Genomic DNA, 23,302 nt, shown 5'->3' with positions numbered 1-23,302 from the left:
TCGACTTCCGGCAGCAGATTTCATTTTGCATTCCAAAGTTCAGAGGTAGTCATGATTAAGAAAATCGGTGTGTTGACAAGCGGCGGTGATGCGCCGGGCATGAACGCAGCAATCCGTGGTGTTGTACGTGCAGCGTTGACGGAAGGGCTGGAAGTCATGGGGATCCATGATGGCTACCTGGGTTTGTATGAAGACCGTATGGTTCAACTTGACCGCTACAGCGTGTCCGACATGATCAACCGTGGCGGTACATTCCTCGGTTCTGCCCGCTTCCCGGAATTCCGCGACGAAAACGTGCGTGCCGTGGCTATCGAAAACCTGAAAAAGCGTGGCATTGACGCACTGGTTGTTATCGGTGGTGATGGTTCATACATGGGGGCAAAACGCCTGACTGAAATGGGCTTCCCATGCATCGGTCTGCCTGGCACTATCGACAACGATATCAAAGGCACCGACTACACCATCGGTTATTTCACCGCTCTGGGTACCGTAGTCGAAGCGATTGACCGTCTGCGTGATACCTCTTCTTCTCACCAGCGTATTTCCATCGTTGAAGTGATGGGCCGCTACTGTGGCGATCTGACCCTGGCGGCTGCCATTGCTGGCGGCTGTGAGTTTGTGGTGGTTCCGGAAGTGGAATTCAGCCGTGACGATCTGGTTGCTGAAATCAAAGCAGGCATCGCGAAAGGTAAAAAACACGCGATTGTGGCGATCACTGAGCATATGTGTGATGTTGACGAACTGGCGCATTACATCGAGAAAGAAACGGGTCGTGAAACGCGTTCAACCGTACTGGGTCACATCCAGCGTGGTGGTTCTCCGGTGCCTTATGACCGTATCCTGGCGTCCCGTATGGGCGCATATGCCATTGAACTGCTGTTGGCCGGTCACGGCGGTCGCTGTGTAGGTATTCAGAACGAGCAACTGGTTCACCACGACATCATCGACGCGATTGAAAACATGAAGCGTCCGTTCAAAGGTGACTGGCTGGACTGCGCGAAAAAACTGTACTGATTGTTTTTTCCGCGCCTGATGGCGCTAAGCGCATCAGGCCTACAGGTTGCAAAGACTTGTAGGCCTGATGAGCCGCTAACCACCATTCGGCACCATTCCCCGCATTTATTCCCCCAAGTTATAGCAAATCTTTTTTTATTCTTTAATGTTTGGATACCTTTCTGGCACGCTTTGCTCATCACAACACCACATAAGAGAGCTGGGCGATGAACAAATGGGGCGTAGGGTTAACATTATTGCTGGCATCGACCAGCGTTCTGGCAAAGGATATTCAGTTACTTAACGTATCGTACGATCCAACGCGTGAACTGTACGAGCAGTACAATAAGGCCTTTAGCGCGCACTGGAAGCAGGAAACGGGCGACAACGTCGTGATCCGCCAGTCGCATGGCGGTTCGGGTAAACAAGCGACCTCCGTCATTAACGGCATTGAAGCCGATGTCGTGACGCTGGCACTGGCTTACGACGTGGATGCCATTGCTGAACGTGGTCGTATCGATAAAAACTGGATTAAGCGTCTGCCGGATAACTCCGCGCCATACACCTCCACCATCGTTTTCCTGGTCCGCAAAGGCAACCCCAAACAAATTCATGACTGGAACGATCTGATCAAACCAGGCGTGTCGGTCATTACGCCAAACCCGAAAAGCTCAGGCGGCGCACGCTGGAACTATCTGGCGGCATGGGGCTACGCCTTGCACCACAACAACAACGATCAGGCCAAGGCACAAGACTTCGTGAAGGCCCTGTATAAGAATGTTGAAGTGCTGGACTCTGGGGCGCGTGGCTCAACCAATACCTTCGTTGAGCGCGGTATCGGTGATGTGCTGATCGCCTGGGAAAACGAAGCCCTGCTGGCGACAAACGAGCTGGGCAAAGACAAATTCGAGATAGTGACGCCGAGTGAATCTATCCTCGCGGAACCGACCGTTTCCGTGGTCGACAAAGTCGTGGAAAAGAAAGACACCAAAACGGTGGCGGAAGCCTACCTGAAATATCTCTATTCTCCGGAAGGTCAGGAAATTGCAGCGAAAAACTACTATCGTCCGCGTGATGCAGACGTTGCGAAGAAATACGAAAATGCATTTCCGAAGCTGAAACTGTTCACCATCGACGAAGAGTTTGGCGGCTGGACGAAAGCGCAGAAAGAGCACTTCTCTAACGGTGGTACGTTTGACCAGATCAGCAAGCGCTAAATAAGTCTGTGATTTACCGACCCGGTGGCATAACGCGACCGGGTTTTTTATTTGTCATGGTTTTGCGTTACTCTTGCCCTTCAATGAGATACAGGGAACGCGTAATGAAAAAAGCAGGCTATCTTTTACTGGCGGTGATTGTAGTCGCCGCTGCTGCAGGTATCGGGTACTGGAAATTCACCGGTAACCCGGACGCATTACGCCAGATTGTTCTTCAGCAATGCCTGCCGCACCAGTTGCAGCAGCAGGATCCCGCGCCGTGCGCCGAAGTGAAACCGGATGCCGGATATGTGGTGTTCAAAGATCGTAACGGCCCACTGCAATACCTGTTGATGCCGACCTGGCGTATCAACGGAACGGAAAGCCCGTTGCTGCTGAAATCAGGGACGCCGAACTTTTTCTGGCTGGCCTGGCAGGCGCGCAGCTTTATGAGCCAAAAATACGGTCAGGAAATCCCTGACAAAGCGGTATCGCTGACCATTAACTCGCGTAGCGGGCGTACGCAAAATCATCTGCATATTCATATCTCCTGCCTGCGAACCGATGTCAGAAAACAGCTGGATGACAATCTGGCGAAAATCAGCACTCGTTGGCTGCCATTACCGGGTGGGCTGCGCGGTCATGAATATCTGGCGCGTCGCGTCACGGAAAATGAACTGGCGCAACGCAGCCCGTTTATGATGCTGGCAGAAGAGGTGCCGGATGCGCGTGAGCACATGGGCAGCTATGCGCTGGCGATGGTGCGTCAGAGCGATGAGTCCTTTGTCCTGCTGGCGACCCAGCGCAATCTGTTGTCGCTCAATCTCGCCTCCGCTGAGGAAATTCAGGATCATCAATGTGATATTCTGCGTTAACCCCACCTAATCTGGCATTTACTCCGCATGTCTGTCCCCGTATTCTTGTTGAAAAAAACAACAGGAGACAGGCATGTCGCTCTGGCTTACACACCCTCTGTTTATCCCCTCTCTGGTGGTTGGCATTACCATCCTGCTCTGGGCGACGTCGCTACTGCCGGAGTTTATAACGGCGCTGCTGTTCTTTGCCGTAGCAATGGTCGCCAAAATCGCACCTGCGGATGTGATCTTTGGCGGATTTGCGTCTTCGGCTTTCTGGCTGGTCTTTAGTGGTTTTGTGCTGGGTATCGCGATTCGCAAAACGGGGCTGGCGGACAGGGCGGCGAGAGCGCTGTCATCGCGATTGACCGATTCCTGGCCGTTAATGGTGGCGAGCGTGGTGCTGCTCAGTTACGCGCTGGCGTTCGTGATGCCGTCCAATATGGGGCGTATTGCGCTGCTGATGCCGATTGTTGCCGCAATGGCGAAGCGTGCCGGAATTAACGAGGGTACGCGCGCCTGGTATGGTCTGGCGCTGGCCGTCGGGTTTGGGACGTTCCAGCTTTCCGCGACGATTTTACCCGCTAACGTGCCAAATCTGGTAATGAGCGGCGCGGCGGAAGGCTCTTACGGCATCCACCTCAATTATCTTCCCTATTTGCTGCTGCATACGCCGGTTCTGGGTTGGCTGAAAGGCGCGGTGCTCATCATGCTTATCTGCTGGCTGTTCCCTGGCAAGCCCCACGCACCGCGCGATCTCACGCCAGCGGAACCCATGAGCCGGGATGAAAAACGTCTGGCCTGGATGTTAGCAGTGGTGCTGCTGCTGTGGGTAAGTGAAAGCTGGCACGGTATAGGGCCTGCGTGGACCGGGCTGGCGGCGGCGGTTATCACGCTGCTACCACGGGTGGGTTTTATCAATGGCGACGAGTTTTCCTCCGGGGTAAATATCAGGACCTGCATTTACGTGGCGGGGATTCTGGGGTTGGCAATTACCGTTACCCAGACCGGCATTGGCAATGCAGTGGGCGAGGCGCTGTTACAGGTGATGCCGCTGGATGAGGAAAAACCTTTTACCAGCTTTCTCGCGCTGACCGGCATTACCACCGCACTCAATTTTATTATGACGGCGAACGGCGTTCCGGCGCTGTATACCACTCTGGCGCAAAGTTTTGCCGATGCGACTGGGTTCCCGCTGCTGTCGGTAATTATGATTCAGGTATTGGGGTATTCCACACCGCTACTGCCGTATCAGGCTTCGCCGATTGTGGTGGCGATGGCGCTTGGGAAAGTGCCTGCGAGGGCGGGGATGCTGCTGTGTATCGCGCTGGCGACGGCAACATATCTGGTTCTTCTGCCGCTGGATTATCTGTGGTTTAGCGTGTTGGGTAAGTTGTAAAAAAAAGCCCGGTAGCGCTAACGCTTACCGGGCCTACAGTCTTGGAGGGCGGGTCAGCGAAGCGCTACCCGCCTCAACAGCATTACGCCTGTTTAGCCGCTTCTGCTGCTTTAACGATGACCGCGAAGGCATCTGCTTTCAGAGAAGCACCGCCAACCAGCGCGCCATCGATATCCGGCTGAGCGAACAGTTCTGCTGCGTTCGCTGCGTTTACGGAACCGCCGTACTGGATGATAACTTGTTCAGCGATTTTCGCGTCAGCTTTAGCAATGTGGTCACGAATGAATTTGTGAACAGCCTGAGCCTGAGCAGGAGTTGCAGATTTACCGGTACCGATAGCCCATACTGGTTCGTAAGCGATAACGACGCCTTCGAATGCTGCCGCGCCCTGAGTTTTCAGAACGGCGTCGATCTGACGTGCACAGACTTCTTCAGTTTTGCCCGCTTCGTTTTCTGCTTCGGTTTCACCGATGCACAGAACCGGAGTCAGACCTTGTTCTTTCAGCACGGCGAATTTTTTAGCGATCAGCTCGTCAGACTCTTTGTGGTAAGTACGACGCTCAGAGTGACCGATAATGATGTACTGCGCGCCGATATCTTTCAGCATTTCAGCACTTGTTTCACCGGTAAATGCGCCAGACAGGTTCAGGTCAACGTTCTGCGCGCCCAGGATAATGTGGCTACCGGCAGCGGCGTGTTTCGCCAGGTCGATATACATTTCCGGCGGAGCGATTGCTACTGCACAGCCAGCAACGCCAGCCAGTTCTTTACGCAGATTAGCAACCAGTTCGTTTACCATGTGGCGGCTGCCGTTCAGTTTCCAGTTACCCATCACTAAAGGATGTCGCATTTCATTTCTCCACGCTTGTCAGCGAATTAAGGAATATGGCCGCCCGTCAGGGCAGCATGGTCTGTGAAACAGTATAGAGATTCGTCTGCGGAAAGGCTTTGCTTTTTGTCATCAATTCGCCTTCTCAAGACTTTCTGATAGTGCCAGCTTAATCGGTTCAACAGCGAAGGTCAGCCCTTTTTCACCGTTATCTGCCACAACATAGCGAATTGCGCCTTCTGTTTCGGCGTAATAGTGTTTACCTTTGCCGGCAGCGAGCAGTTTTTGCAGCTTTTTCTGGCTCTGCTCTTTCGTCAGTAGCGGGGCGACGGTACGAATGACGGCGGTCATGTATTCCAGCGCTTTCGCTTTGGCCGCCTTTTGTTCTGGTCCCTGAATCGGCAACCAGGTTATCTGCATACTTTTGATTTTTAGCGTGCCGCGCTCAAGGGCGGAGGACGCATACAGGTTTTCATTGATTTTACTGGCCGCGCGGGTGAGGTTTGCTCGATCGCGGCTGCTGTCGATGGCGCGGAACTCATTCAGGATAAGCTTCGGATTCTGCGTATTAAAGTTTTCGCGAAACTGGCTAATCGACAGGTCAAAGGTCGGCGCACCCGCCAGTAAATAGGGGGCCGTGGTTGCCGTCGATGGCTCTTCCGCCCGTGCCGCAACGCTCGCGGTGAAGGCTGAAAACAATAATAAAAACAGTGTAAATCCTTGCTTCATCAATCGTACCTTTCGTTATGACTGCTCACGATTAAAACGGTAACTGTCGGGCTTGTCAAAAGGGTAAACTGTTCTGGAAGGTAATAATAAAGGAACTTACATGACCATACAGCAGTGGTTATTCTCATTTAAAGGGCGCATCGGGCGCCGTGATTTCTGGATTTGGATAGGTCTGTGGATCGTCGGAATGCTGGTTCTGTTCTCGCTGGCGAGCAAGCAATTACTCGATATTCAGACTGCGGCATTTTGTCTGGTTTGTCTGCTATGGCCGACGGCGGCAGTGACGGTAAAACGCCTGCACGATCGGGGACGTTCTGGAGCGTGGGCGCTGCTGATGATTTTGGCGTGGATGCTGCTGGCCGGAAATTGGACGATGTTACCCGGCATCTGGCAATGGGCGGTTGGTCGCTTTGTTCCGACGCTCATTCTGGTCGGCATGCTCATCGATCTGGGCGCGTTCATTGGCACCCAGGACGAAAATAAATATGGTAAGGATACGCAGGACGTAAAGTACAAAGCCGAGCGCCAGTAGTTGTCGACCGGAGAAGCGTAAACGCCGCCCGGCAAACCCTCACCAGTAGTGTTCAGCAGTCATATGGCCCGGTCGACGGCGCAGATGTTTGGTCATCTGCCGGGTCTCTTTCAGCAGTTGCTGCGTGTCGCGTACCATTTGTGGATTTCCGCACAGCATCACATGGCTGGTTTCTTTATCCATTGGCAGCCCTACCGCCTTTTCCAGTTCACCGCTTTCAATCAGCGCCGGTACACGCCCGGTCAGCGAATCTACGGCTGTCTCACGGCTAACAACCGTCTGGATGCGTAATTTACCTTCGTAGCGCTTTTCCAGCGCCTGCATCAATGGCAGGTAGCTCAAATCGGCGGCATAGCGTGCGGCGTGGACCAGCACCAGATTTTTAAAGCGATCCAGGTCTTTGCCTAACTGCAGAATCGACAAATACGGGCCGATAGCCGTGCCGGTTGCCAGCATCCATAGCGTTTCGCAATCAGGGACTTCATCCAGCACGAAGAAACCAGCGGCCTCGCTCACCACCTGAACTTCATCGCCAGGCTTTAGCGCCGCCAGTTGAGGGCTGAGTTTGCCGTCGGGAACCGTCACCAGATAAAATTCTAAGTCGGGGTTATCGGGCGCATTCACGTAGGAATAGGCGCGCTGGACGCGCTCACCGTCGATCTCAAGGCCAAGCTTGGTGAACTGACCTGCAGTGAAGGGAAGAACCGGAGCTCGCACGGTCAAACTAAACAGGGCATCGGTCCAGTTCTGCACCTTTGTGACTTTGCCTGTTACCCAATCTGCCATGGTGTTCTCCTGTCTGCTTTGATTGCCTTATCTTCGTTCGTTGGACGAAAGATTTCCAGCCCGGATGGGCTGGAAGGCTCTATTGATCAAATCAATTACAGGATGTGCGCCTGCACATCGGGATCTTTGCGATCGAGGTAGTGAATCGACTGAATGCGGCGGATCGTGCGTGATTTGCCGCGGATCAACAGCGTTTCGGTGGTTGCGATATTGCCTTTACGGCTGATCCCTTCCAGCAGATCGCCTTTGGTGATGCCGGTAGCGGAGAAAATGACGTTGTCGCTGCGCGCCATTTCTTCCAGACGCAGCGCTTTGCCCGCTTCAATGCCCATCGCGGTGCAGCGGGCCAGTTCCTGTTCGCCAATACGACGGTTCTCTTCGCTGTCGCCTTTGACGTCATGGCGCGCCAGCAGGCGGCCCTGCATGTCGCCGTCCAGCGCGCGGATGACGGCCGCGGAAACCACGCCTTCCGGTGCGCCGCCAATACCGTACAGCACGTCAACTTCGCTGTCAGGCATACAGGTCAGAATCGAGGCCGCAACGTCGCCGTCAGGAATGGCGAAGACGCGCACGCCCAGTTTCGCCATCTCTGCAATAACCTCGTCATGGCGTGGTTTTGCCAGGATGGTGACGGTCAGGTCACTCAGTGGTTTGTTCAGCGCGGCTGCAATGTTTCGCAGGTTGGTTTCCAGCGACAGATTCAGGTCGATGGACCCTTTTGCGCCAGGACCGACAATCAGCTTTTCCATGTACATGTCTGGCGCGTTCAGGAAACAGCCTTTATCGCCTACAGCCAGCACCGCCAGCGCATTCGCCTGGCCCATTGCCGTCATACGCGTGCCTTCGATAGGATCGACGGCGATGTCGACCGCATCACCGTGGCCGGTTCCGACTTTCTCGCCGATAAACAGCATCGGCGCTTCATCAATCTCACCCTCGCCAATCACGATGGTGCCGTCGATGTTGACCTGGTTGAGCATAATACGCATGGCGTTCACCGCCGCGCCATCAGCGGTATTTTTATCGCCGCGGCCCAGCCATTTATAGCCAGCCAGCGCGGCCGCTTCGGTCACGCGTGAAAATTCAATGGCAAGTTCTCGTCTCATTGCAAACTCGTAGCTGAAAGGAATGGCGCGAAGTGTAGCACAGGGGAGGGGACTAGATTATTGATGTGTGTGCGGGGTTGCCCCCGCACGAAGATATTGCCGGACAAGGTAACGTCGCCATCCGGCAATGACGAATTACTCGTCGTGATCTTCCCACGCCATGGCGCGTTTGACCGCTTTTTTCCAGCCGCTGTAACGGAAATTACGCTCGGTGGTTTCGATGCCCGGGCGGAATTCACGCTCGATGACCGCTTTCTCCTGCAGTTCATCCAGATTCTGCCAGAAACCTACTGCCAGACCGGCAAGGTAAGCCGCACCCAATGCGGTGACTTCGCGGACTTCCGGGCGCTCAACGCGCGTGCCGAGAATATCGGACTGGAACTGCATCAGGAAGTTGTTGGCGACCGCACCGCCATCAACGCGCAGGGCGTGCAGGCGAATACCGGAGTCAGCCTGCATCGCTTCCAGTACGTCGCGGGTCTGGTAAGCGATAGACTCAAGCGTTGCGCGGATGATGTGGTTGGAGTTTACGCCACGGGTCAGGCCGAAGATGGCTCCGCGTGCATACGGGTCCCAGTACGGTGCGCCAAGGCCTGTAAATGCCGGAACGACGTACACGCCGTTGGTATCTTTCACTTTGGTGGCGAAATATTCAGAGTCGAATGCATCGCTGATGAGTTTCATTTCATCGCGCAGCCACTGGATGGATGCGCCAGCCATAAATACCGCACCTTCCAGCGCGTAGTTCACTTCCCCGGTTGGTCCACAGGCGATGGTGGTCAGTAGTCCATTTTCGGACTTAACGGCTTTCTCGCCAGTGTTCATCAGCATGAAGCAGCCGGTACCGTAAGTGTTTTTCGCCATCCCTTCCTTCACGCACAGCTGGCCAAACAGAGCGGCCTGCTGGTCACCGGCAATACCGGAGATAGGAATACGAATGCCGCCTTTACCACCGATGTTGGTCTGGCCGTACACTTCAGAAGAACGACGCACTTCTGGCAGCATTGCACGCGGAATATCCAGCGCATCCAGCATCGTGTCATCCCAGTCCAGGGAGTGGATGTTGAACAGCATGGTACGAGAGGCGTTGGTGTAATCCGTTACGTGTACACGTCCCTGCGTCATTTTCCAGATAAGCCAGGTGTCTACCGTACCGAACAGCAGTTCGCCACGACGAGCGCGCTCACGTGAGCCTTCTACGTGGTCGAGGATCCACTTCACTTTAGTGCCGGAAAAGTACGGGTCAATTACCAGACCTGTGTTATTACGGATGTACTCTTCCATACCGTCGCGCTTGAGCTTTTCGCAGATATCCGCGGTACGACGACACTGCCACACAATTGCGTTATAGATAGGTTTACCGGTCTCACGCTCCCAGACGATGGTGGTTTCACGCTGGTTGGTAATACCGATCGCTGCAATTTCATCGGAACTGATATCGGCTTTCGCCAGAACTTCTACCAGCGTGGAGCTTTGGGTCGCCCAAATTTCCATTGGGTCATGTTCTACCCAACCTGCTTTCGGGTAGATTTGCTCGAATTCGCGCTGTGAAACGCTAACGATATTCGCATCGTGGTCCATTACGACCGCGCGGGAGCTGGTGGTGCCCTGGTCGAGCGCAACGATATATTTTTTTTCAGTCATGATTATTTGTCCCGTAGTCACATTACTGCGAAGCTTTTTGTTGAGTGTTGGTCGCAACGTCTTTCTCTTCAATCGCGCAAACATCGCACGGTAAATGGCGACCAATCAGTTTGCGATATGCCCATGCGCCTAAAATCGCGCCGGTAATCGGGCCAAACACCGGGACCAGGAAGTAAGGGATATCACGACCACCCGTGAAGGCAATCTCACCCCATCCGGCCATCCAGGCGAAGAGTTTCGGTCCGAAGTCACGTGCCGGGTTCATCGCAAAACCTGTTAGCGGACCCATGGAAGCACCAATAACGGCGATCAACAAGCCGATCAGCAGTGGTGCCAGCGGACCACGAGGTACACCGTTACCATCGTCGGTCAGAGCCAGAATCAGCCCCATTAGAATAGCGGTAATGACCATTTCAACCGCGAAGGCCTGCACAAAATTGATATGCGGGTTCGGATAGGTCGAGAAAGTACCTGCCAGACCCAGGCTTTCGGTACTGCCGCGCACGATATGGTTAGTTTGTTCGAAATCGATGAAAAGATTGTAATAAAGCCCGTAAACCAGTGCCGCTGCGCAAAAGGCGCCGGCAATTTGCGAAATAATAAAAGGAGCAACTTTGCGTTTATCAAAACAGGCGAACAGCCAGAGTGCGATGGTTACCGCTGGATTCAGGTGTGCACCAGAAACGCCTGCGGTCAGATAGATAGCCATCGCTACCCCCAGACCCCAGATGATACTGATTTCCCACTGACCAAAAGTAGCCCCAGCAACTTTGAGTGCAGCGACACATCCCACACCGAAGAAAATCAACAACCCGGTACCGAGGAATTCAGCAATGCACTGGCCTTTTAAGGTTGATGTTTGACTCATAATCGGATCCTGAAGAGAGTTTAATGTTTATTGTATGCGAGAAGGTCACTGACATCCCCGGAGCCGGTAGGCACACTGTTAATTTATCGTTAACGCTCAAAAACGAGAAATATCGAAATTGAAATGTGTGTACTCCATCAACAAAATGAGCGTTATCGCGCCATTTCGCGGTATTTGTTATACAAAAATAGTGTGAGCTGAATCATTTCAATGATCAATTCGTTAACACTTAAGAGTTATGATAGTAATGTCACCAGGAGAAAGACGAAAAGTGTTGCAAACCGCAATCTGCGCGGGATGCCGCTGGACAGGGATGACGCGGCTTCATACAATCGGTGTTAAGTAGAGTGCGCTCGTTTTTATTAAGGCGTCGCCGGTTATCGGGACGAGGATTTTTATCCATCAACGCCTTGCAATTCAGGAGAGGTATGACGATGTCATTAGAAGTGTTTGAGAAACTGGAAGCAAAAGTACAGCAGGCGATTGATACCATCACGCTGTTGCAGATGGAAATCGAAGAGCTGAAAGAAAAGAACAACTCACTGTCGCAGGAAGTTCAGTCTGCACAGCAGCAGCGTGAAGAGCTGGAGCGTGAGAACAACAACCTGAAAGAACAGCAGAACGGCTGGCAGGATCGTCTGCATGCCCTGTTGGGGCGTATGGAAGAAGTCTAATTCTCGTCATATTTCACGTTATGGCGGCGTTGGCTGCGTACATTCACCCCAGTCACATAGTGGCCTATGCTCCTAGGGATTCACTTACTTGCCGCCTTGCCCTGACGCGAAATCTATAGAGGATGTAGACTGCGAGTGCCTGTAGGCCGGATAAGGCGTAAGCCGCCAACCGGCAATCAGTGACAACGCATAAAAAAGGCACCTTGCGGTGCCTTTTTCACTTACTCGATATCGAGCGGGTCTTCGGAGAGGATTATCCCGGTGTTGTCGGCGTAAAGGTGGTCGCCGGAGAAGAATGTCACGCCGCCAAAGTTGACGCGCACATCGCTTTCCCCAATACCTTCTCCTGAAGCACCTACCGGAATTGCGGCAATCGCCTGAATGCCGATATCCAGTTCTTCCAGATCGTCTACCTGGCGGACTGAGCCGTAGATGACCAGACCTTCCCATTCATTCTGTACGGCCAGTCGTGCCAGTTCGGCATCGACCAGCGCACGACGGACAGAACCGCCGCCATCGACCAGCAGAATGCGACCACGGCCATTTTGTTCGAGCAGATCGTACAGCAACCCGTTGTCCTCGAAACATTTTACCGTGATGATTTGTCCGCCAAACGACGACCGTCCTCCAAAGTTAGAGAACAGCGGTTCCACGACGTTGACATCTTCCTGATAGATGTCACAAAGCTCGGATGTATCGTATTTCATAGGCTTAACGTTCAGTTGCTGCGAGAATTTTTAGTATATCGCGCTATGTGTACTGTTGGCAAAATCATCAATTGTTAATTGATATTTGTCAGTTAAAGAGACCACTGACTTAAGAAAATTCCAACGACAAACAGCAAGTTAGTTAATAGTGCCGCTTTTACGGTGCGTTCCAGCATCGGACGCATTGCCGCAGGATCCATTTCGCGCATCACGTAACGCGCCTGTTTGAAAAGCAGCGGAGCGGCAAGGATAAACAGCCATCCCCACAGACTTTGTAGCGAAAACAAGTTAAACAGCGCCAGGCAGACCAGCGTACCCATCAGCAGGCAGGCATGGTAGCGGCGGGCATTGACGGCACCTAAACGTACTACCAGTGTGTTCTTGCCGTTCTCTCTGTCGCTGTTGATATCGCGCAGGTTGTTGACGTTGAGCACGGCAGTTGCCAGCAGGCCACAGGCGGTGGCAGGCAGAATCAGCGCCGGAATCAGCGTATGCGCCTGCAGATACCAGCTTCCCATCACGCTAAGCCAGCCAAAGAATACCAGCACGGAAATATCGCCCAGACCGATATATCCGTAAGGGCGATTACCCACGGTGTAGGTGATCGCCGCGATAATCGACAGGCCACCAAGTACCAGGAAACCGACAAAATCCGCCAGCGTGTGACAGGCCACAGCAACCAGGGCCAGACCCGACAGACAGATCAACACCACGGTAACGATCAGCGCACGCTTCATCTGCTGTTGGGTGATAACCCCTTTTTGCATACCGCGCAGTGGTCCAATGCGGTCGGGCTTGTCGCTGCCTTTGACGGCATCGCCATAGTCGTTAGCGAGGTTGGACAGAATTTGCAGCAGTCCTGCCGTAATCAATGCCAACAGAGCAACCAGCGGATCGAAGTATCCTTGCCACCATGCTAATGCCGTACCGACGATGATCGCCGCGAAGGCGAGCGGTAAGGTCTTAGGTCGTAAACTTTCCAGCCAGGCTTGTGAGCGGCTAATTTTTTGTTGTTCAGTCATATTTAGCGCCAATAAAAATGGGGCTTTATCAGCCCCATCAACAGTGATGAAAATGCATTGAACGCGATTATAGGATAAAACGGCTCAGATCTTCATCTGCGACCAGCGCATCCAGATGTTTGCTCACATATTCGGCATCAATTGTGATGCTTTGGCCGTTTAAATCGCTCGCATCATAGGAAATATCTTCCATCAGACGCTCGAGAACGGTATGCAGACGACGTGCACCGATGTTTTCGGTGGTTTCATTGACCTGCCAGGCCGCTTCGGCAATGCGTTTAATGCCCGATTCGGTGAAGTTGATGTCCACACCTTCGGTCGCCATCAGCGCTTTGTACTGGACGGTGATGGAGGCATTCGGTTCGGTAAGGATACGCTCAAAATCGCTGGTGGTCAGCGCCTGCAGCTCGACACGAATCGGCAGACGACCCTGCAGTTCCGGGATCAGGTCAGACGGTTTCGCTACCTGGAATGCGCCAGAGGCGATAAACAGAATGTGGTCTGTTTTCACCATACCGTGTTTAGTGGAGACCGTGCAGCCTTCAACCAGCGGCAGCAGGTCGCGCTGTACGCCTTCACGGGACACGTCCGGGCCGGAGGATTCGCCGCGCTTACAGATTTTGTCGATTTCGTCGATAAACACGATTCCGTGTTGCTCAACGGCGTCGATAGCTTCCTGTTTCAGCTCTTCCGGATTCACCAGTTTGGCCGCTTCTTCTTCAATCAGCAGCTTCATCGCGTCTTTGATTTTCAGCTTACGCGGTTTTTGCTTCTGACCGCCCAGGTTCTGGAACATGGACTGTAGCTGGCTGGTCATCTCTTCCATTCCCGGAGGCGCCATGATTTCAACGCCCATCGGTGCGGCCGCGAGATCGATTTCGATCTCTTTATCATCCAGTTGGCCTTCACGCAGTTTTTTACGGAACGCCTGACGCGCTGCAGAAGGTTCCTGCGGCTGCTCTGACTGTCCCCAGTTATTTTTAGCCGGTGGGATCAGCACGTCGAGAATGCGCTCTTCCGCCATCTCTTCGGCACGGAAGCGGTTTTTCTCGATGGCCTGAACGCGGACCATTTTGATGGCAGCATCGGTCAGATCGCGGATGATAGAGTCAACTTCTTTACCAACATAGCCGACTTCGGTAAATTTCGTTGCTTCAACTTTGATGAACGGCGCGTTGGCCAGTTTTGCCAGACGACGGGCGATTTCGGTTTTACCGACGCCGGTTGGGCCAATCATCAGAATGTTTTTCGGCGTAACTTCATGGCGCAGCTCTTCGTTGAGCTGCATGCGGCGCCAGCGGTTACGCAGGGCAATCGCCACGGAACGCTTAGCGTTGTCCTGGCCGATGATGTGTTTGTTCAGTTCGCTGACAATTTCGCGTGGGGTCATTTCAGACATGGGGGATCCTTACGCTTTGGAGTTCAATTCTTCGATGGTATGGAAGTGGTTGGTATAAATGCAGATATCCCCTGCAATATCCAACGCTTTCTCAGCAATCTCGCGTGCGCCAAGCTCGGTGTTTTCCAGCAGAGCGCGTGCAGCAGCCTGGGCGTAGGGACCGCCGGAGCCGATGGCAATCAGATCGTTTTCTGGCTGGATGACGTCGCCGTTACCGGTGATGATGAGTGATGCAGTTTCATCCGCAACGGCCAGCAGCGCTTCGAGTTTGCGCAGCATACGGTCGGTACGCCAGTCTTTTGCCAGTTCAACGGCAGCTTTCACCAGGTGACCCTGGTGCATTTCCAGCTTGCGTTCAAACAGTTCAAACAGCGTGAATGCATCCGCAGTACCGCCCGCAAAGCCCGCGATGACTTTGTCGTTGTACAGACGGCGGACTTTCTTCACGTTGCCTTTCATTACGGTGTTACCCAGTGTGGCCTGACCATCACCGGCGATTACCACATGGCCGTTACGGCGTACGCTTACTATTGTTGTCACGAGCAGACCCCTTGGTTACAAATGCAAAACACAGGCCCCGCGCAGTATGCGGGGCGTAATGCAAGTATAGATGGGGGGGATTTTGGGGGTTTCAACCCCCAGTGGCGAGTCGAATGCAGTTTGTGTGACCAGCAACTTTCAGGCGGCTGATGGTGTTGTCGGCATTCTCTTTGCCTTTGACCGGACCAATGACCACGCGATTCCAGCCGTTATTGGTGGTAATACGTGAGTTGAAGCCTTCAAAAGCCAACTGCGCGCGCACGGTTTCTGCCTGCTCAGCGCCTTTAAATGAGCCGCACTGTACCATCCAGCGGCGTTCATCTTTTTTCTCCGCCGTCTGTTTTGGCGGCTGCGTTTCATTTGTTATCGGCGCGGCCGGCTGCGTTTTCGGTTGAGCGGCGGTGGTATGCGCAGGTGTTTGCAGTAGATCCTGATACGGCTGTTGAGCCGCCGGTTTTGGCTGCGCCTTCGGCTGCTGTACCGGTGCGGCTTGCGCAGTACGCGTTTGCTGCTGCTGGTACGGCTGTTCTGTTACCCGTTGGCGCGGCTGTTGAGCCTGCTGTTGGGTGTTATTCCACTGCTGCTGTTGCACCTGACGTTGACGCTGCAGCGTTTGCTGGCGTTGTTCCGCAGTTTGTTCGTTCCACGGTACTTCGTTGAGCTGCGTTGGCTGTTGGCGCATATCGGCCTGCATTTGCGCCAACAACTGGCGCTGCTCATTGGTAAGCTGATCGGCGTTCAGTACCTCGCCGCCTGCAGACGGTTCGGTAGGCGCACGTACGCCAGGCTGACGGCTTTCCAGCTCTTTGATGTATCGCCAGCGCTCTTCCGGTTTTGGCGGGATGCCATTACCGGTGACTTTCTGGTTTTGCAGCGTTTCGGACTCTTCTTTCTTGTGATGCGTAATGAAGTACAGACCACCGATAAAGGTCACGAGTACGGCTGCAGCAATAGCAACCATAGCGGGCGATACCGCAGGCGTATTGCGTTGTTTTTTCCGTGATGTGCTCTTCTTGCGCCGCGAAGGTGCCGGTTGGCCGCGACGTACATAATCTCGTTGTGCCACTATCGTTTCGCTGTATTTATTCGTTCGTCAGCCCGCCATGTTACTTAAGCGGCGGGCCTTTGACCAGACAGGGGAGTCCGAAAGCACTTTACTTTACGTCAGTGCCCGGGTAGTGCCCCGAATAATAAGCTCGCAGTCCAGTAAACGTGAGCCACTGCTGACGTTCTGACCTTGTAATTGATCGAGCAGTAACAGCATAGCTTCACGTCCGATATCGAAACGCGGCTGTGCGACGGTTGTCAGGGGTGGATCACAAAATTCCGTGAGCGAAATATTATCAAAGCCAATGATGGATAAATCGTCAGGTACCTTCAGACCCTGACGTTTGGCGTAAGAGAGTGCCCCCAGCGCCATGACATCGCTGTGGCAAAAGACCGCAGTAGGTGGCTGTGGAAGCTCAAGGAGTTGCTTAAGCGCATTGGCTCCCGCTTCATAGGTAAAGTCACCACGCGCGATGAAATGCGGATCGACCGTAATTCCACTGCGGCGCAATGCCTGAACGTAACCTTGCAGACGGTAATGGCACAGCGGCATATCCTCTGGTCCGGCGATACAGCCAATGCGTTTATGCCCCAGTTCCAGCAGATAGTTCATCGCGTTGAAGGCGGCGGTGAGATTATCAATGTGCACGGTGGGGAGTTCCAGCTCTGGCGCGAACTCGTTGGACATGACCATCGGCGGCAAGTTGCGCTGCTCTTCCACGCTGGCATCAAACGGCAGTCGCGAACTGAGCAGCACCATGCCATCGATCTGCTTGGTGATAATGAGGTTGAGGAAGGTCTTTTCCTGCTGATTCTGGTGGGCGCAGTCGCCGATAAGCACCAGATATCCCTGCTCAGCGGCGGTCACTTCTATGCCGCGAATCACTTCACTAAAAAACGGATCGCAGATATCCGGCACAATCACCAGAATGGTACGTGATTCATTACGCTTAACGTTGCGTCCCATTGATTGGGGTAAATATCCCACTTCCAGCGCAGCCTGTTCAACCTTGTTACGGGTTGACTGCGAGACTTTGTCCGGGTTCATTAATGCGCGGGATACGGTTGCCGTTGAGACTTTCGCCTTCAGAGCAACATCTTTCATCGTAGCGGCGGCAACCTGCTTATTCGGTTTCACTCTTTCTCCTCGCCAGAGAGCTGCTGGCACAGACTCGTCCTTGAATAGCCTTCATCTGAAACATTTTTATCAGATAGTTAATGGAAGCGGTTACAGAATTTTCATAAAAAGTGTGATGGATCTTTAATTTTACGATCCGCCTCGCATCGTGAGGGATTATCCCTCGATGGGATCGACATCCAGCACCCATTTAACCTTACGTGCATCGGGTAACGTATTGATCAGCGCCAGCGTACCGCTGACGATATGCTGCAGGCGAATTCGCGACGGATGTTGCAACAAAATTTGCCAGCGATAGCGACCGCCGCGCTTGGGGGCCAGGGCGGGAACCGGGCCGAGCACCCACAGTTTGTCATCGGCAAGCGGACTGGCCTGGATCAGATTTCGCAACTGTTGTAAGAACATTGGCGCATGCTGGTTGTTATGATCTTCTGCCCGCACGATCACATGGCTGGTCCACGGTGGAAGCTGGAGCGTTTGTCGCTCGGCCAGCGCCTGCTCGGCAAACGCGTCATAACCTTTGTACAGCAAAGTTTGCAGCAGCGGATGCTCAGGATGGTGCGTTTGTAGCACCACTTCGCCCTGTTTCCCGGCGCGTCCGGCACGGCCAGAGACCTGCGTGTAAAGCTGGGCGAAGCGTTCTGCCGACCGGAAATCTGCAGAGAACAGCGCGCCGTCAACGTCCAGAAGCGCCACCAGGGTGACGTCCGGGAAGTGGTGGCCCTTGGCCAGCATTTGCGTGCCGATCAGAATTCGTGCGCCGCCGCGATGTACTTCCGCCAGATGCTGCTCCAGCGACCCTTTACGGCTGGTGGTGTCGCGATCGATGCGTGAGATTGGCACGCCGGGGAAAAAAGGGGCCAGAGCCTGCTCAAGCTGTTCGGTGCCGAGTCCAACCGGAACCATATGCGTTGAGCCGCAGGAAGGGCACTGACGTGGTATTGGGCGCTGGCTGTCGCAGTGGTGGCAGCGTAAATGGTGCTGTGCCTGATGCAGCGTGTAGTAGTGATCGCAGCGCGGACATTCGGCAATCCAGCCGCAGTCATGACACAGCAGCGCAGGAGCAAAGCCCCGGCGGTTCAAAAACAGAATCACCTGGTTATCCGCCTGCAGGTGCTGACGCATACGGGTGATAAGCGCAGGGGCAAGTCCGGCCTGCACCTGCTGACCTTTGAGATCCAGCACGTGCTGAGTGGCTGGGCGCGCATTTCCGGCACGGCGCGTCAGGCGCAGCATGCGATATTTTTTCTGTCGCACGTTGCACAGCGTTTCCAGAGCCGGAGTGGCTGAGCCGAGAATAATCGGGATCTGCTCGCTGTGGGCGCGATAAACCGCGAGATCGCGCGCATGATAGCGCCAGCCTTCCTGCTGTTTATAAGAGCTGTCATGCTCTTCGTCGATGACAATCACGCCGAGATTTTTAAACGGTGTAAACAGCGACGAGCGCGTGCCGATAACAATCGCCGCTTCGCCATTTTTTGCTTTCAGCCAGGCCGAAAGACGTTCGCTGTCGTTCAAACCGGAGTGCAGGACTTCGACTGGCGCATTGAAGCGTTCGCGAAAACGGGCAATAGTTTGCGGTGTCAGGCCAATCTCCGGCACCATCACCAGCGCCTGCTTGCCCTGGGCCAGGACATTTTCCAGTACGCTTAGATAGACCTCTGTTTTGCCTGAGCCCGTCACGCCCGCTAATAGCCAGGCGCTAAAACTGTCCGCGGCGCTGTGAATCGCCCCGACGGCGGTGGCTTGCTCGGTGTTCAGTCGAAGACGCTCACCGGAAACCGCGTAGTGGGTACGCCAGTCGCTAAAACCAGGCGTTTCGCTCGCCAGATCGCACAGCCCTTTTTTCCGCAGCGCCTGTAATGCGGCGTCATTAAATTCGAGCTCAGCCACCTGGTCGCGCCAGATTTTTCCCTGGCGTAGCGCAGCCAGCGCCTGCTGTTGCTTGGGAGAGCGCTTGAGGCTGTTGAGATCAATAACCTGACCTTCTTCAGTGGCAAACCAGTACCATATGGGCGCGTTTGTCGCCGGGCGTCCCTGGCGCAGCAGAATCGGCAGGGCGTGAAACAGTACGTCGCCGATAGGATGGTGATAATAGTCAGCCGCCCACAGCAGCAGACGCCAGACGGAGGTCGAATAAACCGGCTCGCTGTCCAGCACTTCGAGAACGGCTTTCAATTCGCTCAGCGGCAGTTCGCTGTGCTCGCTGACGGATAAAACGATGCCCACGCGCTCCTGTTGCTTGCCAAAGGGCACGCGTACACGACACCCGGCTTTGGCGCTCATGCCTTCCGGCAGCAGGTAGTCAAAGGTGCGAGGTAGCGGAACGGGTAAGGCAACGTGCGCAACGGGCATTGAATCATCCTGACTTGAAATCTGGCGGGTTAGTATACACATTAGTGAAGGGTAGAATGCGGATCAGTTTGCATGAGCAGGTTAATTTCTGTATGATTCGCCGCCTTTGATGCAAATTGATTGCGTCAAACAATGACCATTACCCGAGAGTTTCAGGCTGTTGATGCAGCGTGAAAGGTGACGGGGAATAATTAACATCGCGTGGTGTCTGGCGTTAGGGCTGGAAGAGCGACGCGGCCTTAAACCGAGGTTTTCCCATGAAAAAAGATATTCACCCGAAATACGAAGAAATTACTGCAAACTGCTCTTGCGGTAACGTCATGAAAATCCGCTCTACCGTCGGTCACGATCTGAACCTGGACGTGTGCGGTCAGTGCCACCCGTTCTATACTGGCAAGCAGCGTGATGTTGCTACCGGTGGCCGTGTTGATCGCTTCAACAAGCGTTTCAGCATCCCAGGCAGCAAGTAAGTTTCAGCTGTCAGAAAAAAGCGCCTTATGGCGCTTTTTTTGTATCTGCGCCTGCAGACTGAAATTCGTATTGATGTATTGAATAATGTCTTTTATTTAATAAATAAAACGGTGTTTTTATTTTTGCGATAAAATGTTTCAACTGGTGATCTGCGTCCTTTTTATCTTCTTGTTTTTGCCACTTATGCCAATCTTTGGCAAAATACCAAAGGTTTCTTCCTTCTTTCTAAAATACACTTTCGTGGAAATATAAAATTATTCTTATTCCTTCATCGTTTCTTCATTTATGGACGGAGCGAGATGGGCAATTTCCTAGATTTAGTGTGAAGAGGGATGGTCATGAAATTTAAATCCACGTTATTACTGATTTCATTATTCTCTGCGGCCGCGCAAGCGGGTTATGTTGATTATCGACATGAATATTATGATGATGGTCGTAATTACGACCGTGTTTATATGTCGCATCGTTTTGCTACGGGTTTTGGTGTGGCAGTCGAGGCCATTTCACGTTCCGAAAATACGCAATCTAATGATGCGTGGAATAATATGGAAAGTAATGGCAACGAGTATACGGCCAGCTACCAGTTCACCTGGAAAGACCTTGTCTGGCAGCCGGGTATTGCGATCGAAACGGGCGATAACATCGCGATTTATAAGCCTTATATTCGCGTGCAGTATAACATCAATGACCATTGGTGGACCGCGTTCCGCTATCGTCAGGAGTACATGCGCAGAAACACTGACGGCAAGGATGACCGCATGGTCTATCGTCCGGAAGCATGGCTCGGTTACAACATCAATGACTGGATGTTTGAGCTGAACGGTATTTATAAAATTGCCGATAGCGAAGATTTATATAACAACCGAAAAGACGATTACGAATATAACTTCCGTGTGGCGTATAAAATAGGCTCATGGGTTCCATTTGTTGAGGTAGGTAACGTTTCCTCGGGGTATAACACCACAACCACAGACGATCGTCAGACCCGCTATCGCGTTGGTCTCGGTTATAACTTCTGACCGTTAATACACTTCGTATCGATTTATTACGCTGAGCATCGGTATACGCATAGTTTGCGTGAATAATGTGTCTAAGGAGTTAACATCATGTCTAATGATGGAACAATGATCGGAAGCAATCAAAATATTGCTGTCAGGCCTTTCGGATTAAGAGATAAATTCGGTTATTTATGTGGTGACCTCGGAACCTGTTTTATTCTTGGACTGGTAAATAGTTTTTTAATGATTTATTACACCAACGTACTCGGTATTTCCGGTGTTATTGTTGGTTCACTCTATTTTGTGACCAAACTCTTTGATGCGTTTGTCGACGTTGGCGTAGGGCGCTTATGTGATACCTCTAAACTGACGGTACATGGGCGATTTAACCCCTGGGTGCGCCGCATGAAGTACCCATTTTGCATCATTGCGGTCGTTCTGTTCCTGCCGTTTGTGCATGATTTTTCTTATACGGCGAAAATTATCTACATCTGCTGTTCCTATTTTATTTACGGTTCGCTGTTATCGACAGTGAGTATTCCGTATGGCGCCATGTCTGCGGCGATTAGCTCGAATCCGGAAGATCGCGTATCGCTGTCAACCTGGCGCAGCGTTGGGTCCGCCATCGGCGGCGGGACAACCGGCTTTTTTATTCCGATCCTGATGTACACCACTCTGGTGGACGGGAGCCAGGTGATCTCTGGGCAGCATTTCTTCTGGATTGCCATTGGTTGTTCTGTGCTGGGGTTTATCTTTTTAACGTTGACCTGTCAGTTAACGACGGAACGCGTGCGAGTGGAAAGAAAAGAGAGCATGCCGGTTTCTGTGCTGCTGAAGGGGTTGATACGCAATAAAGCGCTAATTGTTTTAGTGGTTGTGGATCTGCTGATTGTGATTAATCAGGGGTTGTCTGGTACCAACATGACTTACCTGTTTAATGACTATTTCCATAACAAAGAGGCCATGTCCGTTGCATTGCTATTCACCTTTGGCTCTCTGGTTTTGCTGGCACCCTCGGCATCCTGGCTCACGAAGCGCTTTGGTAAGAAAGAAGCCAGCGTAGGCGCGCTGCTCTTTGCGGTAGCCATGTATGTGATTATGTACTTCACTCACATTACCGACGCGAAGGTTTATTTGGTTTTCCTGTTCCTGGCGACGCTGGGTGCCGGGTTATTCAACCTGATGATTTGGGCGTTTATGACCGATGTGTGTGATTATCACCAGTATGTCACCGGCGATCGTGAAGATGGGACCGTCTATGGCGTGAACTTCTTCGCCCGCAAGGTTGGCCAGGCGTGCGCAGGGGCTATTGGCGGCTTTATGCTGGCCATCATTGGTTATCAATCTTCGTCAACGGGCGGCGCTGTGCAAACCAGCATTGTGCAGGAAAACATCTATACGATGGCAAATCTGTTACCGGCTTTATGCCTGTTCTTGGCAGCGGTCATTCTGATTTATTTCTATCCATTGAACCGTAAAGAGACGCTCAAAATGGAAGAAACATTGAATAAGCTTAATGGTATCAGTAAGTAACGTAGTGAGAAGCGGCGGGAGTAATCCCGCCTTTTCTCATCTGTCTTGAAAAATCAGTATTCCCACGTTTCCGGGTTGATACCCAGTTCACGCATGATTACCTTTGCTTCTTCCGGGATTTCATCGCTGCGCTCTTTACGCAGGTCGTCATCGTTGGGTAATGGTTGCCCGGTAAAAGCATGCAGAAACGCTTCACACAGCAGTTCGCTGTTGGTGGCGTGACGCAGGTTGTTAACCTGACGACGCGTGCGTTCATCGGTAAGGATTTTTAACACCTTCAGAGGAATGGAAACCGTAATTTTTTTGACTTGCTCACTCTTCTTACCGTGCTCAGCGTATGGGCTGATATATTCGCCGCTCCATTCAGCCATGAGATACCTAATCCTCTTTGTCATTAATATTGAGGCCAGAACCTGAGCCCGGACCATAATTGCGCGTAGTTTATCGTAGTGGCGTGGCCCTGACACGAAGTAAGCCGACGC

23 protein-coding genes are annotated in these 23,302 nt (G+C 52.8%); 9 read left to right on the top strand and 14 right to left on the bottom strand.

Translation table 11 applies throughout. The features are described from left to right. Nucleotides 1–51 precede the first annotated feature (51 nt). The 4 genes from pfkA to HV243_RS23645 all read left to right on the top strand — a co-directional run bounded on the left by pfkA (nt 52) and on the right by HV243_RS23645 (nt 4,442). The gene (pfkA, locus tag HV243_RS23660) at nt 52–1,014 is read left to right on the top strand and encodes a 6-phosphofructokinase (RefSeq protein ID WP_003028778.1); all 963 of its coding nucleotides are present in this window, start codon (nt 52–54) and stop codon (nt 1,012–1,014) included. Between the two features lie 206 nt (nt 1,015–1,220). Next, the gene (sbp, locus tag HV243_RS23655) at nt 1,221–2,210 is read left to right on the top strand and encodes a sulfate/thiosulfate ABC transporter substrate-binding protein Sbp (protein ID WP_016155247.1); all 990 of its coding nucleotides are present in this window, start codon (nt 1,221–1,223) and stop codon (nt 2,208–2,210) included. Between the two features lie 104 nt (nt 2,211–2,314). Then, nucleotides 2,315–3,064, top strand: a complete 750-nt coding sequence (locus HV243_RS23650) for a CDP-diacylglycerol diphosphatase (RefSeq protein ID WP_016155248.1) — start codon at nt 2,315–2,317, stop codon at nt 3,062–3,064. 73 nt (nt 3,065–3,137) lie between these two features. Then, nucleotides 3,138–4,442 (top strand): SLC13 family permease, encoded by a 1,305-nt coding sequence (locus HV243_RS23645; protein ID WP_053388908.1) that lies wholly within the window; start codon nt 3,138–3,140, stop codon nt 4,440–4,442. Nucleotides 4,443–4,524: 82 nt separating this feature from the next. On the opposite strand, the gene tpiA is transcribed toward HV243_RS23645, so the two are convergent. Together tpiA and HV243_RS23635 are read right to left on the bottom strand one after the other, a co-directional pair. Beyond that, nucleotides 4,525–5,292 (bottom strand): triose-phosphate isomerase, encoded by a 768-nt coding sequence (tpiA, locus tag HV243_RS23640; RefSeq protein WP_003028783.1) that lies wholly within the window; start codon nt 5,290–5,292, stop codon nt 4,525–4,527. Nucleotides 5,293–5,403: 111 nt separating this feature from the next. Then, entirely contained in the window at nt 5,404–6,000 is a 597-nt protein-coding gene (locus tag HV243_RS23635; protein WP_016155250.1) for a YiiQ family protein, read from the bottom strand. 100 nt (nt 6,001–6,100) lie between these two features. Here HV243_RS23635 and HV243_RS23630 point away from each other — a divergent pair, with 100 nt between their 5' ends. After that, entirely contained in the window at nt 6,101–6,532 is a 432-nt protein-coding gene (locus HV243_RS23630) for a DUF805 domain-containing protein (RefSeq protein ID WP_131351658.1), read from the top strand. 39 nt (nt 6,533–6,571) lie between these two features. Here HV243_RS23630 and fpr read toward each other — a convergent pair whose 3' ends face one another. The 4 genes from fpr to HV243_RS23610 form a co-directional block, all read right to left on the bottom strand. Beyond that, nucleotides 6,572–7,318: a ferredoxin--NADP(+) reductase gene (gene fpr / locus HV243_RS23625; protein ID WP_049040560.1), complete on the bottom strand. Its 747-nt coding sequence runs from the start codon at nt 7,316–7,318 to the stop codon at nt 6,572–6,574. Nucleotides 7,319–7,413: 95 nt separating this feature from the next. Beyond that, a complete protein-coding gene (gene glpX, locus HV243_RS23620; RefSeq protein WP_053388906.1) occupies nt 7,414–8,424 on the bottom strand; it encodes a class II fructose-bisphosphatase in 1,011 nt (336 codons plus the stop codon). A 135-nt stretch (nt 8,425–8,559) separates the two neighbouring features. Then, complete coding sequence (gene glpK / locus HV243_RS23615; RefSeq protein WP_016155254.1) at nt 8,560–10,068, bottom strand: glycerol kinase GlpK; 1,509 nt, start codon at nt 10,066–10,068, stop codon at nt 8,560–8,562. A 22-nt stretch (nt 10,069–10,090) separates the two neighbouring features. After that, entirely contained in the window at nt 10,091–10,936 is an 846-nt protein-coding gene (locus HV243_RS23610; RefSeq protein ID WP_016155255.1) for an MIP/aquaporin family protein, read from the bottom strand. A 428-nt stretch (nt 10,937–11,364) separates the two neighbouring features. On the opposite strand from HV243_RS23610, the gene zapB reads away from it, so the two are divergent. After that, a complete protein-coding gene (gene zapB, locus HV243_RS23605) occupies nt 11,365–11,610 on the top strand; it encodes a septal ring assembly protein ZapB (RefSeq protein ID WP_019077914.1) in 246 nt (81 codons plus the stop codon). Nucleotides 11,611–11,831: 221 nt separating this feature from the next. Here the strand turns inward: zapB and rraA are convergent, their stop codons facing one another. From rraA to priA, 7 genes are all read right to left on the bottom strand, one after another. Next, the gene (gene rraA, locus HV243_RS23600) at nt 11,832–12,317 is read right to left on the bottom strand and encodes a ribonuclease E activity regulator RraA (protein WP_008787034.1); all 486 of its coding nucleotides are present in this window, start codon (nt 12,315–12,317) and stop codon (nt 11,832–11,834) included. Between the two features lie 92 nt (nt 12,318–12,409). Further along, nucleotides 12,410–13,339, bottom strand: coding sequence for a 1,4-dihydroxy-2-naphthoate polyprenyltransferase (gene menA, locus HV243_RS23595; protein ID WP_016157915.1), 930 nt, complete (start codon nt 13,337–13,339; stop codon nt 12,410–12,412). A 67-nt stretch (nt 13,340–13,406) separates the two neighbouring features. Beyond that, on the bottom strand, nt 13,407–14,738 hold the full coding sequence (gene hslU / locus HV243_RS23590) for an HslU--HslV peptidase ATPase subunit (protein WP_003028803.1): 1,332 nt from the start codon (nt 14,736–14,738) through the stop codon (nt 13,407–13,409). A gap of 9 nt (nt 14,739–14,747) precedes the next feature. Continuing rightward, a complete protein-coding gene (hslV, locus tag HV243_RS23585) occupies nt 14,748–15,278 on the bottom strand; it encodes an ATP-dependent protease subunit HslV (protein WP_003028805.1) in 531 nt (176 codons plus the stop codon). 91 nt (nt 15,279–15,369) lie between these two features. Continuing rightward, nucleotides 15,370–16,344, bottom strand: a complete 975-nt coding sequence (ftsN, locus tag HV243_RS23580; RefSeq protein ID WP_072034356.1) for a cell division protein FtsN — start codon at nt 16,342–16,344, stop codon at nt 15,370–15,372. A gap of 93 nt (nt 16,345–16,437) precedes the next feature. Further along, a complete protein-coding gene (cytR, locus tag HV243_RS23575; protein WP_016157916.1) occupies nt 16,438–17,463 on the bottom strand; it encodes a DNA-binding transcriptional regulator CytR in 1,026 nt (341 codons plus the stop codon). A gap of 156 nt (nt 17,464–17,619) precedes the next feature. Further along, nucleotides 17,620–19,818 (bottom strand): primosomal protein N', encoded by a 2,199-nt coding sequence (gene priA, locus HV243_RS23570; protein WP_016155264.1) that lies wholly within the window; start codon nt 19,816–19,818, stop codon nt 17,620–17,622. 257 nt (nt 19,819–20,075) lie between these two features. Between priA and rpmE the strand changes: the two genes are divergently transcribed. From rpmE to HV243_RS23555, 3 genes are all read left to right on the top strand, one after another. Then, entirely contained in the window at nt 20,076–20,288 is a 213-nt protein-coding gene (rpmE, locus tag HV243_RS23565; protein ID WP_008787040.1) for a 50S ribosomal protein L31, read from the top strand. Between the two features lie 339 nt (nt 20,289–20,627). After that, complete coding sequence (locus HV243_RS23560; RefSeq protein WP_053388905.1) at nt 20,628–21,308, top strand: oligogalacturonate-specific porin KdgM family protein; 681 nt, start codon at nt 20,628–20,630, stop codon at nt 21,306–21,308. Nucleotides 21,309–21,395: 87 nt separating this feature from the next. Further along, entirely contained in the window at nt 21,396–22,820 is a 1,425-nt protein-coding gene (locus HV243_RS23555; RefSeq protein WP_053388904.1) for a glycoside-pentoside-hexuronide (GPH):cation symporter, read from the top strand. A gap of 53 nt (nt 22,821–22,873) precedes the next feature. Here the strand turns inward: HV243_RS23555 and metJ are convergent, their stop codons facing one another. Then, complete coding sequence (metJ, locus tag HV243_RS23550) at nt 22,874–23,191, bottom strand: met regulon transcriptional regulator MetJ (RefSeq protein ID WP_003825168.1); 318 nt, start codon at nt 23,189–23,191, stop codon at nt 22,874–22,876. Nucleotides 23,192–23,302: the final 111 nt, after the last annotated feature.

This window comes from Citrobacter sp. RHBSTW-00599 (assembly GCF_013784065.1).
GTDB lineage: Bacteria > Pseudomonadota > Gammaproteobacteria > Enterobacterales > Enterobacteriaceae > Citrobacter > Citrobacter braakii.
The sequence above is the reverse complement of the archived record's forward strand: the minus strand, read 5'-3'. Positions and strand labels throughout refer to the sequence as shown.